At 38.1% G+C, this 15,446-nt stretch carries 14 protein-coding genes; 6 read left to right on the top strand and 8 right to left on the bottom strand.

What is annotated here, in order from left to right:
* Nucleotides 1–78: 78 nt before the first annotated feature.
* Nucleotides 79–684 (bottom strand): DUF1836 domain-containing protein, encoded by a 606-nt coding sequence (locus tag ACFSGI_RS08225; RefSeq protein WP_204823662.1) that lies wholly within the window; start codon nt 682–684, stop codon nt 79–81.
* A gap of 183 nt (nt 685–867) precedes the next feature.
* Here ACFSGI_RS08225 and ACFSGI_RS08220 point away from each other — a divergent pair, with 183 nt between their 5' ends.
* From ACFSGI_RS08220 to ACFSGI_RS08210, 3 genes are all read left to right on the top strand, one after another.
* Complete coding sequence (locus ACFSGI_RS08220) at nt 868–1,704, top strand: DegV family protein (protein ID WP_204823661.1); 837 nt, start codon at nt 868–870, stop codon at nt 1,702–1,704.
* A gap of 302 nt (nt 1,705–2,006) precedes the next feature.
* A complete protein-coding gene (locus ACFSGI_RS08215) occupies nt 2,007–3,731 on the top strand; it encodes a methyl-accepting chemotaxis protein (RefSeq protein ID WP_204823660.1) in 1,725 nt (574 codons plus the stop codon).
* Nucleotides 3,732–4,063: 332 nt separating this feature from the next.
* Nucleotides 4,064–5,170, top strand: a complete 1,107-nt coding sequence (locus tag ACFSGI_RS08210; RefSeq protein WP_204823659.1) for a DUF4179 domain-containing protein — start codon at nt 4,064–4,066, stop codon at nt 5,168–5,170.
* 8 nt (nt 5,171–5,178) lie between these two features.
* On the opposite strand, the gene ACFSGI_RS08205 is transcribed toward ACFSGI_RS08210, so the two are convergent.
* The 5 genes from ACFSGI_RS08205 to ACFSGI_RS08185 all read right to left on the bottom strand — a co-directional run bounded on the left by ACFSGI_RS08205 (nt 5,179) and on the right by ACFSGI_RS08185 (nt 10,236).
* Nucleotides 5,179–5,739 (bottom strand): VOC family protein, encoded by a 561-nt coding sequence (locus ACFSGI_RS08205; RefSeq protein ID WP_204823658.1) that lies wholly within the window; start codon nt 5,737–5,739, stop codon nt 5,179–5,181.
* Between the two features lie 74 nt (nt 5,740–5,813).
* A complete protein-coding gene (locus tag ACFSGI_RS08200; RefSeq protein ID WP_204823657.1) occupies nt 5,814–7,583 on the bottom strand; it encodes a SulP family inorganic anion transporter in 1,770 nt (589 codons plus the stop codon).
* 222 nt (nt 7,584–7,805) lie between these two features.
* Entirely contained in the window at nt 7,806–8,159 is a 354-nt protein-coding gene (locus ACFSGI_RS08195) for an ArsR/SmtB family transcription factor (RefSeq protein WP_204823656.1), read from the bottom strand.
* Between the two features lie 62 nt (nt 8,160–8,221).
* Nucleotides 8,222–9,190 carry an NAD(+)/NADH kinase gene (locus tag ACFSGI_RS08190; protein WP_204823655.1) on the bottom strand — a complete coding sequence of 323 codons (969 nt, stop codon included), beginning with the start codon at nt 9,188–9,190 and terminating at the stop codon, nt 8,222–8,224.
* A complete protein-coding gene (locus tag ACFSGI_RS08185; RefSeq protein WP_204823654.1) occupies nt 9,187–10,236 on the bottom strand; it encodes an SPFH domain-containing protein in 1,050 nt (349 codons plus the stop codon). Before ACFSGI_RS08185 ends, ACFSGI_RS08190 begins: the two co-directional genes overlap by 4 nt.
* Nucleotides 10,237–10,467: 231 nt before the next feature.
* Here ACFSGI_RS08185 and ACFSGI_RS08180 point away from each other — a divergent pair, with 231 nt between their 5' ends.
* From ACFSGI_RS08180 to ACFSGI_RS08170, 3 genes are all read left to right on the top strand, one after another.
* Nucleotides 10,468–11,316 (top strand): DUF6597 domain-containing transcriptional factor, encoded by an 849-nt coding sequence (locus ACFSGI_RS08180; protein WP_204823653.1) that lies wholly within the window; start codon nt 10,468–10,470, stop codon nt 11,314–11,316.
* A 131-nt stretch (nt 11,317–11,447) separates the two neighbouring features.
* A complete protein-coding gene (locus ACFSGI_RS08175; RefSeq protein ID WP_204823652.1) occupies nt 11,448–11,831 on the top strand; it encodes a VOC family protein in 384 nt (127 codons plus the stop codon).
* Nucleotides 11,832–12,161: 330 nt separating this feature from the next.
* A complete protein-coding gene (locus tag ACFSGI_RS08170) occupies nt 12,162–12,590 on the top strand; it encodes a hypothetical protein (protein ID WP_204823651.1) in 429 nt (142 codons plus the stop codon).
* 99 nt (nt 12,591–12,689) lie between these two features.
* Here the strand turns inward: ACFSGI_RS08170 and ACFSGI_RS08165 are convergent, their stop codons facing one another.
* Nucleotides 12,690–14,444 (bottom strand): extracellular solute-binding protein, encoded by a 1,755-nt coding sequence (locus ACFSGI_RS08165; protein ID WP_204823650.1) that lies wholly within the window; start codon nt 14,442–14,444, stop codon nt 12,690–12,692.
* A gap of 74 nt (nt 14,445–14,518) precedes the next feature.
* Nucleotides 14,519–15,421 (bottom strand): carbohydrate ABC transporter permease, encoded by a 903-nt coding sequence (locus ACFSGI_RS08160; protein WP_204823649.1) that lies wholly within the window; start codon nt 15,419–15,421, stop codon nt 14,519–14,521.
* Nucleotides 15,422–15,446: the final 25 nt, after the last annotated feature.

Below are 15,446 nucleotides of genomic sequence, written 5' to 3'. Positions count from 1 at the left end.
ACCTGTATGATCAGCAGATCGTATCTCAAGGTTAAGGGGTATTTTGCTATTACGCTTTGCACAGATATTGTTGGAGATTTACATTTTAATCTTTTTGGTTTTTTTACCATGATCATCGAGAATAGATAGCTTTCCTTCTGCTCGCTCCATTTCTATAATCTTTTCAGCCAAAATCTTACTAGAATTCGCCAGTACTGCCATTTTGAGCGAAAGATTACTTAGCATTTCCTGCTCTGTTGTTGCAGTCTGACCGAGTAATTTGCTTTCGGCTTTGGCTTGTTCCATCGTATAGATGGATGCTTGTTCTTGTTCAGTTACAAAGTGATCATACACTTCAGCAAACGTTTTGGTCTGTGATTGAAATTCGATAATCCCTTGTATGACTGCTAAAGGTAATACCGGCTTGAGTGTGCAGAGCATCATTAAGTAAGCGATATGTGTACGAGAATAGCGCTTTTTGATTGTCGGCGGGATAATACCTTGTTTGACATAATTATTGATCATAGACGGGGAGATTAATTTGCCTGCACTCTCGCCCGGGAATTTGTGAAAATGCTTTTCTAATAAAGCGACCACTTGATCCATATATAATTCGATGTCTGGAATCTGCTCCCATCTAGGAAATTGATAAGTCACTTTTTCTATGCCCCATGACTCTAATTCTTGAGCGAGTTTGTCTTTCATTATGTATTCCTCCTTGAATTGAGCATATAGTATAAGGTTCATTGTGTAGAATTTGTGTTTAAGGTTGTATATGGTTATAATAACTATATCATAAAGTTATTAGTTTTATATGTTAAAATTTTAATAAAATGAATATAGCATGTTGCGTATATTCTATCTTTGTAAGAAGAAAGTGTGGTTTGGATGAAATCAATTGCTTGGGTGACCGATAGTACAGCTATGATCGATACCGATTTTGCAGCAGAACATCATATTTATATTGTACCTTTACGTCTGATTGTGAACAATGAAGCGTACAAAGAAAATGTTGAGATTACAGCAGAACAATTTTACGAAAAAATGCGTCAACACGAAAGTGTAGGTAGCTCACAGCCACCGATTGGCGAATTTATGGAATTATATGAATCAATTAAAGATAAATATGACGATATTATCGTGATTCATTGTTCTTCTGAATTAAGTGGTACGTATCACACTTCACTACAAGCGGCTGAGATTACCGAAACTTCAGTACTCGGGATTGATTCCAAAGTCGGCGCTTTTCCTTTACGTGAAATGATTATACAAGGGATCAAATGGCAACAACAAGGTGATACAGCGCTAGAGATCAAAGCCAAAATTGATATGATTATTGAAAATATGGACTTTTATCTGATTCCAGCAAGTCTTTCTCAATTGCATCGTAGTGGACGGGTATCCGGTACTCAATTGGTGATCAGTCAATTACTACGTATTCACCTTCTATTACGTTTTGTCGAAGGAAAGATTATTGTAGAAGACAAAATTCGTACATTCAAAAAAGCCAAACACAAGTTAATGGATATTCTCAAACGGGATATTGATCTGGTCAAAAGTGTATGTATTATGCATGCTAACAATATAGAAGAAGCTTTTCAAATGGAAAAAGAAATCAGTCTATTCGCTCCACGACTCAAAATTGAAATTGCTCCCTTTATTCCGGTTGTCGGTGTTCATGCCGGTGAAGGTACAATGGCATTAGCATGGATTCGACACAATTAGAAAAGTATTCAGTCATCGCTTTTATTATAAACGACCACTTATAAATAGGATCAAAAAGCAATTTGTAGCTATATGCTACAGGTTGCTTTTTTGTTTTAGCAGATCATTTTATCTCGCTTACCATCTACTTTTCATAACTTCTAGCTGTGATTTATCTTATAGAAATGTAAGCATTACCAATTCCAATCTTAAGAACTATATCTTAAGAACTAAAATTTACAAAAATGTCTAAGATATTAAAAAAAATTGTCGATATAAATAAAGTTGAATGCGTTACACATTACATATTGGGGGACAACATTATGAAACGTTTGCGTATAGGTAAAGTCAAAATGAGTATACAAACCAAATTATTAACTGGCTTTTTAAGTGTTATTCTTCTGTTGGTGATTGTCAGTTTACTGGCTCTTACAAGTACACGAAGTATGGGTTATCAAGCAACTGATGTGAATACGAAATGGATGCCAAGTGTTACTTTATTAGGAACACTTAACGGAGATGTATCCGATCTAGAACGTCTATTACTCAATATTATTGTAGAGACGAACCAAGATGAAATTGCCAAGCTTAATCAAGATTATGAAGCATTGATCAAAAAAATTCAAACCGAACGCACCGCCTATGAGAAGCTAATCGAAAGTGATGATGAACAACGATTATATCAACGTTTCTCTACACAATATGAAGCCTATATCAAAGTTTCTCCAAACGTGCTGAACGCAGGTCTAAACAACGATTTGAATAAAGCGATCTCTTTGCATCGCAATGCGTATGCGTTCTGGTATACTGCTAACGCTACTATTGCAGAATTGGTAGCTTATGATAATAAACAAGCAACCCAAATTACAGATCAATCGGTAAGTACTTCGCAGAAAGCAAGTTTTAATATCATTCTGCTAAGTGTAATCGCTATTATTCTCGCTTTTGTTATTGCTTTCCTGATTGCTCGCTCGATCTCTAAGCCTGCTAAATCATTACAAAAAGCGGCTGAACAAATTGCTGCCGGTGATCTGACCGGGTCTGATTTGATGATTAAAAATAAAGATGAGATCGGTTCATTAGCGATATCATTTAATCATATGAAGCACAATTTACGTCAAGTGATTGAATCGGTAGCTTCTACTTCTGAATTGGTCGCTGCTTCTTCAGAACAATTAACAGCAAGCAGTGAACAAAATAAACAAGCGGCTGAACAAATTGCTGAAACGGTACAAGAAAATGCTACTGGTACAGCCAAACAAGTCGATATTGCCACAAAGTCTTCTCAAGCGATGCAAGAAATGGCAATAGGCGTAGAACAAATTGCTGTGCGCGCGCAGACGGTATCCAGTTCTGCTATTGATGCAGCAAGCAAATCTTCCGATGGGAATCAGGCAATCCAGCAAGCAGTCTCTCAAATGGATTCGATCCAACAATCACTACAGTCTCTGGGCGCTGTCGTGAAAGAATTAGGTAGCCGTTCTCAAGAGATTGGTAATATCACTAAAGTAATCACCGGTATCTCTTCGCAAACAAATTTACTAGCGTTGAACGCTTCGATTGAAGCAGCTCGTGCCGGTGAAGCAGGTCGAGGATTCGCGGTTGTTGCTGATGAAGTAGGTAAATTAGCAGAACAATCTTCTCAATCCGCGAAGCAAATTATTGAACTGGTAGCTTTTATACAAAAAGATACGTTGAATGCTATAGAAGCGGTTGATCTGAACAATCGTGAGTTCGATAAAGGGATGGCTTCTGTTGTAATAGCAGGTACTGCTTTCCAGGATATTTTACAAGCGGTTAATCAAGTAGCAAGTGATATTGAAGAAGTGTCTGCTGGTGCAGAACAAATGTCTGCTAGCACTACCGAAATTGTAGAGTATTCAAGACAGATTTCTCATATTGCTCAAGAATCGGCGGCTGGTATGTTAAATGTATCTGCTGCTACGCAAGAGCAGTTAGCATCGATGGAAGAAATCAATGCCTCCTCTTCTTCTTTGGCACAGACGGCTGAACAGTTACACAGCGAAATGAACGAGTTCAAAGTATAATATAGGACAATCTATACCAATACTACGCTAAAATAGATACTCTAACCTATAGCTCAAAAAGCCTTCATTCTCTACAATGAAAAGGATTGCTTTTCTTAAAGAGATGAGGGCTTTTTGATGTCTACTTGTATTGGCTATTCGTAGTAAGATAAAATAAAGATGATTGATCAACTAGATGTTGACAAAAGAAGTAATAAAAGTAGCGTTACTACCGATATATACAATAAGCACGTAGCAGAAAAGAAATTTTAAATTAAGATCTTATACTTTATGATCCCTTTCTATAACTAAGCAACTTCGTCAATTATTCTGAATCAGGAGGAATGGTAGCTATGAGTACATCCAACAAAGATTCGTCCCAACCATCTAGCTCTCACCTACATACCGAACAACCTTCTCTATCTGAAATGTCTCATACCTCTACTCTTACAGATGAAGAAGATGTTCAAGAAGCCAAACGATTGCAATCACGCTTTCCCTGGTTAGATGCTCGCTTATTAGTCGTTGTTGGCTTTACTTCTGCAGTCATGCTGATCTTATTGATCGTGCCTATGCCTACTGAAAGCACTTATACAACTGCTAATTCATGGGGCAAATTAGAACCATTTCATGAGTATCAAAGTGATGTTATTCAGAACCAGAGCTTAATGTCCGCGATCAAGCATAATTATATTCAATATGTCAATGAGAGCGCTGAAAAAGACGGCTATATCGTTACTGTCAATGCTGTGACCGCTGATGAAAATCAACTCATTATTCTCTATACTGCCAAAAGCTTAAACGGACAAGAAATATACGGGATGAATAGTGTCAAATTAAGCAGTATTGCTACAGGTAAGCCTCTTGGTCATTCACGCAATAATGGAACTCATGATACAGATAGTGAAAATGTATTTCGTGGTACGACTACTATTCGATTGAAATCAAGAGAGCCTTTCCCGCAGGAAATTGCAGCCAAATTCCAAATTGCTTCGGTCGATGAAGGCAGACTAAGCGACCCAGTGACCAATACGAGTACAGAAGATATGCATTATTCTCCTACCTTACTTATTCACTTCTCTTTAGCCGGTCAATTCAAACGACCGGAGACAGAAATTGTTTATCCGAACCATACTATTGAATTAGGTGATCACAAAGTCGCTTTGACAAGAGTAGAAATGTCTCCTTTAGAGATTCGTGTTCGCTTTACAGGAGATCAACCATTTGAACCCTATAACACTAATAAACCGTGGGTTGAAGCGACAGGCATTATTGCAGGTGAAGGTGATCAAGCTGTACTGTTACGCGCCTTAAATCGCAAAATGGCTTTCGATGATCCGAACAGTTACGAATATATATTTTATAGTAATCTACTTGATCAGCCCAAAACACTGCAATTGCAAGTCGTTACACGAGAAGCTGATAATATCGGAGATACGCAACTTATACAAATCAAATAATATTCAGATTACTTCACTGCTGGCGGTGTCCAGCGGTGACTTTCGCTTGTCTGCGGATAATCAATTCCATGTGGGTAAGAAAGTAATTCAATTAATGTTCCCCAGGGTGCACGTCCATACACAAATAAATGTTCTTCTCCCTTCTCCACACTAGGCAATGGGTTAGGTGAAGATAGCAAAATGCCACCCGCCGATTCAAAATGACGGATCGCTTCTGACATATCCTCTACGTACAACGCCATATGTTGAATACCGTAATCTACTGCTAGTGCTGGAGAACGCTGCTGGGTATTTTCAAATTGGAACATTTCGATACTTGCGCCCTGACCGATCTGAATCAATCGTATATGACGCACTTTAGCCCCTTCTGGTAATCCTAACTTCTGCTCACTCTCTGCTCCTTCTTGAGCAGGTTGTTGAGGTGTGAGCGTATCATAACAAATACGAGCTCCAAATGCTTGCTTAAAAAATCGAGTCGCTTCTTCGATATCAGGAACGGTTAGACCGATATGATCAATACCTCGTATAGATCGATAATCTTGATACTTTTGTTGAGATGATGCAGACATATGTATCCTTCCTTTCTATGTGCAACAGATTGGATATGATGCGTATGTCTTTTTTTACACTTGTTTTCTGAAAATTAAACGGTAGATTCCAAAGCTTTGTTCAATAGTAACGGTGAAGTTACGGGCGACGGCATCATTCCAGCAGATAGCGCCTCACATTCATGAAAAGCAAAATGCTGACAACCACGACAACGTTCCAGATCAAGATAACTCAAAGCTTGATGAATAGCGATACCGGTACGCTGATAAAAATGATCTGCTCCAATCATCGTATATAACCCCGTTTTGCGCATCAATTCAAGTGGTTGTTGCTGAATCCCGGAGATCATTACTATGCCACCATAGGATTGTACTTTACGGATCAATATCGCTAAGTTAGCATCTCCTGTTGTATCAATCATCGGTACTCTACTCATACGAAGTAATACGATACGCGGTTGATTGGCGATAGCTTCATCGATCGCTTGTTCAATCAGATGTGTACTGCCGAAAAAGAGTGCGCCTTCGATTGTATAGATACTAATCTGCGGACAATCGTGATTTTCAGTGACCATATGAGGTTGTACTTGCTGATTAATTGCTTCTGGATCAGGTAATACTTTGGTTATTGTTAATCCTTGACTCATTCGTTTGACAAATAATATAACCGCTAACAATAATCCTACTTCAACAGCAGTCGTCAGATCAGCAAATACTGTCAATAAAAACGTGATTGCCAGTACGAGCGAATCACTTGTTTTGATTTTCAAAATATGTACAAAATGTTTACGTTCGCTCATATGCCATGCTACTAGCATTAAGATTGGAGCCATACTTGCAAGCGGAATATGAGAGGCATAAGGAGCAAATAACACCAATACAAGCAATACCACAATACCATGCACGATACCAGAAATAGGTGATACAGCGCCATTTTTGATATTAGTAGCTGTGCGTGCGATAGCTCCTGTAGCGGGAATACCGCCAAATAAAGGTGTAATCATATTCGCGATGCCTTGTCCGATTAGCTCTCGATTGCTGTTGTGACGTGTGCCTGTCATACCATCAGCCACTACTGCCGATAACAAAGATTCGATACTGCCTAACATTGCAATGACTAAGGCTGGACGAATCAAAAACATCATTTTATCCCACGTTAAATCAGGAATATGAAAATGAGGAAGCGCTCCTGAGATCGCGCCAAATGAAGATTCGATAGTAGCCACTTTACCTTGAAAAAATAGTACAGCTACCCCTGTAGAAATACATAGTCCGATCAATGATCCTGGAACTTTAGGAAAAAAGCGTGAAGTCACTACTATGGCTACAAAGCAAATCAATCCGGTGATACAACTGTAGATATTAAATGTGTTCAAATGAACAACAATTTCGCGCATATTCGAGAAAAAATCTTCATGCTTAGTCAGTCCACTTAATCCTAAAAAATTAGCAATTTGTCCTCCAAAAATAGTGACTGCGATACCTGCGGTAAAACCAATAGTGACCGGTCTTGGAATAAATGAAATTAACTTGCCTAAGCGAAGCAATCCCATCAGAAGCAAAAAAACACCTGCCATAAAACCAGCAATCAACAAATTTTCATATCCGTACTGCATAACGACAGCGAATAATATAGGGATAAATGCACCTGTCGGGCCACCGATTTGGAATTTGGAACCTCCGCACAAAGAAATAAGTATGCCTGCAATGATCGTTGTATAAATTCCATATTCAGGCTTAACCCCTGAAGCAATAGCAAAAGCCATCCCTAAGGGAATAGCAATAATACCTACAATCATGCCTGAAATTAAATCTTTGCGTAAGCTGTTACGGTTATATCCAGCAAATCTTCCTGTCCACTTCATTTGTCTACCTTCTTTTTGTATATTTTAACGTCTTATTCTAAATATCTGATTATTTGAATATAAAGAGATAGTACGCCTGTATACAGATGGTGTCAATGATATTTTATGCATAGCAAAAAAGTATCTCTTTATACATAAGAGATACTTTGATGGTGTCTAGATAATTGTGGTATAGAAATGAATGGATCTATAGATTGTACTGAGGTTTGAGGTTAGCTTGATTTATTTCTCAAGCTGTCTGCTTGCTTCCGGTTCATTACGCATCCCTTCCAATAAAGAGATCGCATCTACCAGATGATTATCAAAAATACGCTTCGCTACTGCTAACAATTCTTGTATTAACGGATCACGTAACGAATAGATTACCGATGTGCCTTCTTTGATCCCTTGTACTACATTTTTGCTACGTAATATTGATAGTTGTTGAGAAACAGCCGATCCTTCTGAACCAACAATCGCTTGCAGTTCATTGACCGTCTTATCTCCAGTACACAGAGCTTCTAAAATCTGAATCCGCATCGGATGAGCCAAAGCTTTGAAGAAATCAGCTTTGAATTGCTGTATATTTTGGTTCATGACTCCATACCCCTTACTGTATTATCTTCAACAGATAGGGATATCATAACACAAAACAATCATCATACCACCAGATGCCCCCGCTTCTCAGCTACGCCGATTGTTGCTGTCATGCCTGAATTAAATTCCAAAAAGTCGCTTTCGACACCATCGCTAAAGATCACTCCATTTTCAGGCATTTGCGATATAATACGCAATGGCTGATTAGGATTGATTTGTCCGAATACACAGTTGGTAGAAGTGGTACGGCTAGGAAAAGGTTCTCTAACTGTAAAATACAACTGTGGTGTATCCCACGCTAATGCAGTAGTCGTAACAGATGTGGTCTGCTCATACTGGACACTGCCTGTAATCTGTTGATAACTTTCACTGTGTACAATACCACTTGCGCCTGCGAGTACACTTTTGAACCAGCCTGTAGCACCCATTCCTGTCGATACAATAATGCCACTTGAAGATTGTTGCTCCACATGCCCTGCTAACTGCAATTGATAACGTGCCGAGACATGCGTTTTGCGTCCGATAAATAGATCGTTTACTCCGTATAATGTCTGCCCATCATTTAATTCTGCTTTGGCTAGCATTACTTCTTGAATATGACGACGGCGATTCAATACCTCAGGTACCACTTGGATCAGATCACGTACTTGAAAAGGAAGCAAAACGCCATCCCAACGTAATGGATCAGGATTCACGCCGATTAACGGCTGATGTGTAACATACTTCATCGTATTTGCAACCAGTCCATCTTGCCCGAGTACCACTACAATATCATCGTCTCCAAAAATAAAATTCGGTACATGTTCACGCTCTAACAGTTGTACTCTGCCGATCGTTTGTAAAACAATCATCGATTGTTCTACAGCATGACGATAATTCTGATCTTCTTGTATATAGTCGGTAAAATCAACACCCAGACGCTCAATATAAAATTGTGCTTGCTGGATCGTATTATAACGAACAATCAATTCTTCTAGTCGTGTTTTACGCTTTACCAGTACAATTTTATTTTCGCTTATCCGGCTATTCATCTATTCCGACCTCCTTGCTGATGTTGATGATCATTCGATTCTGATAATAGTCCTTGCAATAGATCTGGCGTAATATTCAATTGTCCGATACGACCAGCATTTTCAGCCAACCCTTGAAAAGCAATAGCAATCAACTTATCAGGATTCATGCCCATATTCGCCATCGATTGTAGCAAGGCTGGATTAACGCCTTCAAGCGACTTCATTACCGCAGACATTTCGTATGCTTTGGCATCGGCTTGTGCTCTAGCATTAGCAATCGACAGTTCTGTTAATTGCTGTTTCTTTTCCTCCATCATCGTATCGAATTGCAATTGTTCTTCTTTGATCTCATTCTTTTTCACACTGACCGAACGCTCGGCGTCTAATTGGGTTTCGCGAATTTGTTTTTTCTTGGTTTCTACTGCAATTTCGGTGTTCAATTCATTTTCTTTGACCCGACGTTCTTGTTCGATCGATGCATTACGGCGTTCATATAGTGCATCATCTGCATTGCGTAGAATCTGTTCGCGTGCTTGCGCTTCTAAAGCTCTCATTGTTTCTTTATTAGGCAAAATTGCTAACACAGAAAAGCCCATCAATTCGATACCAAGCTTCTCTAATTCAGCATTTTGCATAATTTCGCGTGTAATACTTTGAGCTAATCGTTCACTGGATTGAATCGCTTCTCGCAGTGGCATTTGCTCCAGATGCTTTTTGGTCAATACTTTCGCAATATTAATTACCCGTTGAGCCAGCTTGTTAGGATCATCCGAGATATATTGATTTTTGCGTAAATTGTACGTGTAATTTAAGATTTGAGTCGTTTTGCGGTAATCGACAATCCGGTATGTCAATTGCCCTTGTACGGTTACCGTCTGATAATCATTCGTTATTTCTTCAAATATAAACGGGACATCAATCGATGATACAGGTACGACAATGACAGAAGTCGTCGGTGCATAATAGCGAAACGATAAGCCTACACCTTCTTTTACTATTTTCCCGTTTCTTACTTTCATCACATATTCACTTGGTTGAAATTTGACGAAGCGAAATCCAAACATAATCACTCTCTCCTTTGTTATTTCCTTTATGTTAATAACAATATATCACCATCTTTTGATATTTACAATATGATAATAACATTTTGTTAATTATTATTGGATTACGCTGATTCCAAATCATGTTACACTCAATATAGACAATAGAAATAACGCCATGATTATAATCATCATTCGGATGCTGTGTATTGAAAGTTGCGTATTGAAAGCTATGTCTTAAAAAGGAGTGTTGAAATGATATATCGTCCTCTTCAGCCACCGATGCTACAATCTCATTTACAAAATAATCATTATCATTATGAGGAATATGCTCCACAACCATTATTGCAATCTACAGTTGCTTGTTATTGGTCATCTACATTTCAGTTGAGTTCTACGACTCTGTCTACTCCTTTTGCTTATCGTATTATTCCAGATGGATGTATCGATATTATTTTTGATTTGGATGCACTTTCTGTTACTCAAGGTGCTTTTGTTTCTTCATGGATGTCTACATATGATGTTTTTTATCCTAAGCAATCTATGAATTTTTTCGGTATTCGTATGTATGTGGAAGCGGTGCAAGCGATTGTTGGATATCCTATTGCTGATCTTCATGAACAAATATGGTTACAAGAATTATGGGGACATTCTGCAAGCTATTTTTGGGAGCAAGTGGTGTGTGCATCTGATAATGCGCTACGAATCGATATAATCGAGCAATACTTACAGCAAGCATTATATACATATGATATTCATCCTCGCCCTATTCATCCACTACTATCGCACAGCTTATCATTAATGTATGACTGTGCTGGACAGATCGATTTAGCAACACTTGCGCAACAAGTACATTACAGTGAACGAACGGTGCGCCGTATTTTCCAGCAAGAATTCGGTATTCGTCCTAAAGAAATATTAGATATTATTCGCTTTCAGTCTGTGTTACAGAAGATGTATCGTTATCCGCAATACAGTCTTGGTGAATTAGCTTTCTCTGGTGGTTATTATGACCAATCTCATCTTATTCATGATTTCCATCGTTATTATGGTCTAACTCCCGGGCAATTATCTATACAGGTTCAGTCCAACAGTGCTCTATAGACATAGAGTAGGCATAATCAACAATATGACCGTTTTTTCCAATCTTTTTGCAGTAAGGTTGTCTATAATTTAAATAGATCAAAGCAGTAACAACAAATATAGAAGTCACTATAAAGGGGTTGGCACAATCAATGAAATTAGCGATGAAGTATATTATTTTGTATATTCATGATGTAGAACAGACTATGCATTTTTACAGAGATATTCTGCAATTACCGGTCAAAATGCAAGTTGATACTTATGTGGAGTTTGATACGGGAATGACGACATTGGCATTTAATACACGCGAGTCTGTTCGACAAGAGATTGGACTCGAAGTTGCTGAAGAAATGGCAATATCCAGTACATTTGAAATTGGATTCGTAGTAGATGATGTAGTTGCAACGATAGAACAGTTGCGTGCGCAACAGGTAAAGATTATCAAAGAACCTGTGATCAAACCGTGGGGGCAGACAGTAGCTTATATCGCTGATCCAGATGGACATTTTATCGAAATCTGTAGTACATTAGCTTAAATTTACGATAGTTACTAGCTTCTGATTTTGAATATTGTACCTGTTTAATTTATCTACCAACAACTTGCCGGTAAAAAGGTGAGTTGTTTTTTGTTGTAAAGTGATTGAAATTTTTATTATTGCTTTATATAGTACAGGAACTTACGTTGTAAATGTATTAATTATTGTTGTATTTAATGGACAAGTCTTAGTACCTACATATTCAGGATTTATTTATTTTATTCGACAAATTTCATGTTTTATGTATACTCTATTGTTATCTTATAACCGATATAGTATTATGTACCTATATCTAAAAGACTAAAAAAAGAGATGTAAGGGGTGATTGTGTTGACTCTAACGGTGGATTATTGTGCGAAGTGCGGTTCTATTTTCCAAAAAAATATGCGTAACTTATGTTCCTCTTGTAGCAATCAATTAGATCTAGCTTTGAAAAACTGCATGGATTATATGTGGAGATTTCCTAAAGCGACGACAGAAGCTTTAAGTGAAGCGACCCAGGTCCCTTTAGCAGAATTACACGATCTGATCAAACAAGGTAAATTATCTAATGGCTACAAAAATTTGACTTATCCTTGCGAATGTTGCTTACAGCCTATTGCTCAAGGACGTCTATGCTCAGGTTGTTCTACTTCATTCAAAGATGCTTTTCAAACGGCTCCCAAAGCACAATCTACAGTTGTACATGGTGCTCCTAGCCTTAATAGCACAGGTCAAAAAGTATTATTCACTTCCAAGACACGTTCATCACGACGTTAACGATATCGTATATAGCCGCTACTATACGATATATAAATTAAAACCGCCACTCTGCTTCTACAGACTGGCGGTTTTTTTGCATTGTATTATAAGTGTGATCTATTTGGCTTGTTCTGCTGTTGCTCTAGCTTTGGCATATTCGGTATTCATATAGGTAGATAATTCGTCTGCTCCTGAACTTTTGAACGTTTCGATCGCTTTTTGCTTATTGGCTGCAAAGTCTTCATCTGTTTTGGATAAAATCATAGTTGCTGCTGTGCGTGCAGCCACTTCTTTAAGCTGTGTTTCTTTTTTGAGTAGATCATCAGTAAGCACAGGCAATACAATTGTATTTTCCATAATAATCTGTTCTGGTGTTAAATTTTTGAGCGGTGTATTTTCATCGTTTAACTTGCCTTCTTTGACTAGATTAGCGACCACTTCTCCCGGATAAGACGCATGGTAATATTGACTAAAGTCTTTCTCCAATGTGGTTGCATTGGTGGATAATGCTTCTTCTGTAGCAAAGAGATCAAGTGGGGTCTTAGTGGTAGGATCAATCACATTCCCACCTAATCCGATCAAGTTAGGATCAAGAGCAATTCCTGTACGTTCCCAGGCATCCCCTCCTGTTACTTTGAGCTGCGATACTTCTTTACTTAATTGGGGTACTCCTTTTTCAATCGTCCAGTTGGTTCCTTCAATACCGCTATACATCGTTCTTGCACCTTCATATGAATATATATAATTTAAAAATTCCATCGCTTTTTCTGGATATTTTGAACTTTTTGAAATAGCATAACTTTTATCTGCCCAACCGATTGGACGAACGCCACCTGACCATGCTTGCTTACCTACAGGTAACACGATAAACCCTTTGCCATCTTTAGCATATTTGGAATTGAAATCTCCCATTGCCCATGTAGCAGGCCCTAATACAAATTGCCCTGCTGTTGCTTTAGCCATATAATCATTATTTTTCATTGTTAACGCATCGGGATCAAGTAACCCTTCGCGATAAGCTTTGTTATAAAAATCTAAAGCTACCCAGTAATTTGAATTGGCATCAGTCAGTACATTAATCAATTCTTTGCCACCTAAAGGCTTCGCAAACAAATCTGAATTGCCTGCTGCGGTCTGTTGCGTGATCCATGTGAACGGAATAATATACGGCCATAATCCCCAATCTTGCCACATTGAGACTCCATATACTTTTTTACCTTCATCTGTCGTAGGGTGTTTGGCAACAATTTGTTTGAGTACATTTAACATATCGGTTGTACTGTTAATAGCTGGTGCTCCTATTTCTTTATAATAATCCCAGCGAATTGTTGGCCCAATCGAAAGATTGGCATAGACCGGACTAGGATCTGCTTGTACTTGAGGAGGCAAAAAGTACAATTTATTTTGTCCTTCACTCCAGTTCTTTTGACTGTATTCTACAACTGTAGGGATATTTTTCGAAATGTCTTTACCATATTTGGCAAGTAGATCATCCATCGGAATCACCAGATTTCCATCTATCAATTGCTTACCATATTGAGTCGGATCGGAGCGCACGATATCTGGCAAATCTCCACCTGCTAGCAATACATTCATTTTATTGGAATCGGCTTCTACATATTCAATTTTGACACCGATCTTTTTTTCAATTGCTTTTGCTATTTCATTATCTGGATACGTATTCCATTTGGTTCCTGTCTCATTGACCAAAACACGTAAAGTGACAATGCCATTCGCATCTACTGTACCTGATTGTGTAGCAGAACGAGTAGTATCGGTTGTATTATTTGAACAGGCTGTAAGCGTTATCAAAATTAGTACCAATAATATACTGATCGTACGCTTAAATGGCTTGATTCTACCATTATTCATGAAGCTTCCTCCTCAGATTCTTATAGATTTCTACAAGCTATAATCGATTTAATTCAGCAATAACACTGCTTTGGTTATCCTTTAACCGCGCCCATCATAATTCCTTTTACAAAAAAGCGTTGCAACATAGGATATACAATGACGATCGGTAACGTGACTAACATCGTAATCGTCATCTGAATAGATTGAGGAGTCATCACTCTAGCTTCCGCAGACATTGTCAAATCAGCCGCACTCATATTGGAAATGCTGTTAGATTGGCTCAAAAAATTATAAAGTAACAATTGTAATGTTTGTAATTTAGGATTTTCGACTAGAAAAAAATTATCGAACCATGTATTCCATTGCCCTACAGCCGCAAATACAGCTATCGTCGCTATAATCGGTGTAGACAGTGGAAAAATAACTTTGGTAAAAATAGTGATATAACCAGCACCGTCTATTTTAGCAGATTCCTCTAGTGCAGGTGGTAGCTGCTCGATAAATGTTTTGATCAAAATAATATAAAATCCTGTTAATGCAGTAGGTAGAATATATAACAAAAAATTGTTTTGTAAGCCGTACATTTTCATCGTTAAGTACCATGGAATAAAGCCCGCATTGAAATACATCGTAATCAGTACAAATCGGTAAATGATTTTGCGAAAAGGCATTTCACGCTTGGTAATCAAATAAGCAAAAAAGGAACAACATACTACAGTGATCGCAGTTCCTAATACGGTACGCAATACCGAAATAATCGCCGCATCACCCAATCCTTGAAGCTTAATTGTTGCTTTATAACTTTCTAGCGAAAAGCCAGCAGGCCATAAAAAGACACCACTCTGTGCACGAAATGAATCGCTGATCGAATAAATAAAAATATAATAAAAAGGATAGATGGTCACAATTAATAAGATCGTCAATAACGTGTAATTGACTGCATTAAATAGCCAGTCTGACCATTGAATAGACTTGGTATTTTCCGCTCTAATCATGGATTGTCCTCCTCATGTGCATAAT

This window comes from Paenibacillus nicotianae (assembly GCF_042681745.1).
In the GTDB taxonomy this organism is placed as follows: domain Bacteria; phylum Bacillota; class Bacilli; order Paenibacillales; family Paenibacillaceae; genus Saccharibacillus; species Saccharibacillus nicotianae.
This window is presented reverse-complemented; position numbering and strand designations above follow the sequence as displayed.

What these genes read in the sequence shown, in the direction of transcription:
- ACFSGI_RS08225 (WP_204823662.1), bottom strand. Translation starts at nt 684, where the DNA reads ATGAAAGACAAACTCGCTCAAGAATTAGAGTCATGGGGCATAGAAAAA.
- ACFSGI_RS08220 (WP_204823661.1), top strand. Translation starts at nt 868, where the DNA reads ATGAAATCAATTGCTTGGGTGACCGATAGTACAGCTATGATCGATACC.
- ACFSGI_RS08215 (WP_204823660.1), top strand. Translation starts at nt 2,007, where the DNA reads ATGAAACGTTTGCGTATAGGTAAAGTCAAAATGAGTATACAAACCAAA.
- ACFSGI_RS08210 (WP_204823659.1), top strand. Translation starts at nt 4,064, where the DNA reads ATGAGTACATCCAACAAAGATTCGTCCCAACCATCTAGCTCTCACCTA.
- ACFSGI_RS08205 (WP_204823658.1), bottom strand. Translation starts at nt 5,739, where the DNA reads ATGTCTGCATCATCTCAACAAAAGTATCAAGATTATCGATCTATACGA.
- ACFSGI_RS08200 (WP_204823657.1), bottom strand. Translation starts at nt 7,583, where the DNA reads ATGAAGTGGACAGGAAGATTTGCTGGATATAACCGTAACAGCTTACGC.
- ACFSGI_RS08195 (WP_204823656.1), bottom strand. Translation starts at nt 8,159, where the DNA reads ATGAACCAAAATATACAGCAATTCAAAGCTGATTTCTTCAAAGCTTTG.
- ACFSGI_RS08190 (WP_204823655.1), bottom strand. Translation starts at nt 9,190, where the DNA reads ATGAATAGCCGGATAAGCGAAAATAAAATTGTACTGGTAAAGCGTAAA.
- ACFSGI_RS08185 (WP_204823654.1), bottom strand. Translation starts at nt 10,236, where the DNA reads ATGTTTGGATTTCGCTTCGTCAAATTTCAACCAAGTGAATATGTGATG.
- ACFSGI_RS08180 (WP_204823653.1), top strand. Translation starts at nt 10,468, where the DNA reads ATGATATATCGTCCTCTTCAGCCACCGATGCTACAATCTCATTTACAA.
- ACFSGI_RS08175 (WP_204823652.1), top strand. Translation starts at nt 11,448, where the DNA reads ATGAAATTAGCGATGAAGTATATTATTTTGTATATTCATGATGTAGAA.
- ACFSGI_RS08165 (WP_204823650.1), bottom strand. Translation starts at nt 14,444, where the DNA reads ATGAATAATGGTAGAATCAAGCCATTTAAGCGTACGATCAGTATATTA.
- ACFSGI_RS08160 (WP_204823649.1), bottom strand. Translation starts at nt 15,421, where the DNA reads ATGATTAGAGCGGAAAATACCAAGTCTATTCAATGGTCAGACTGGCTA.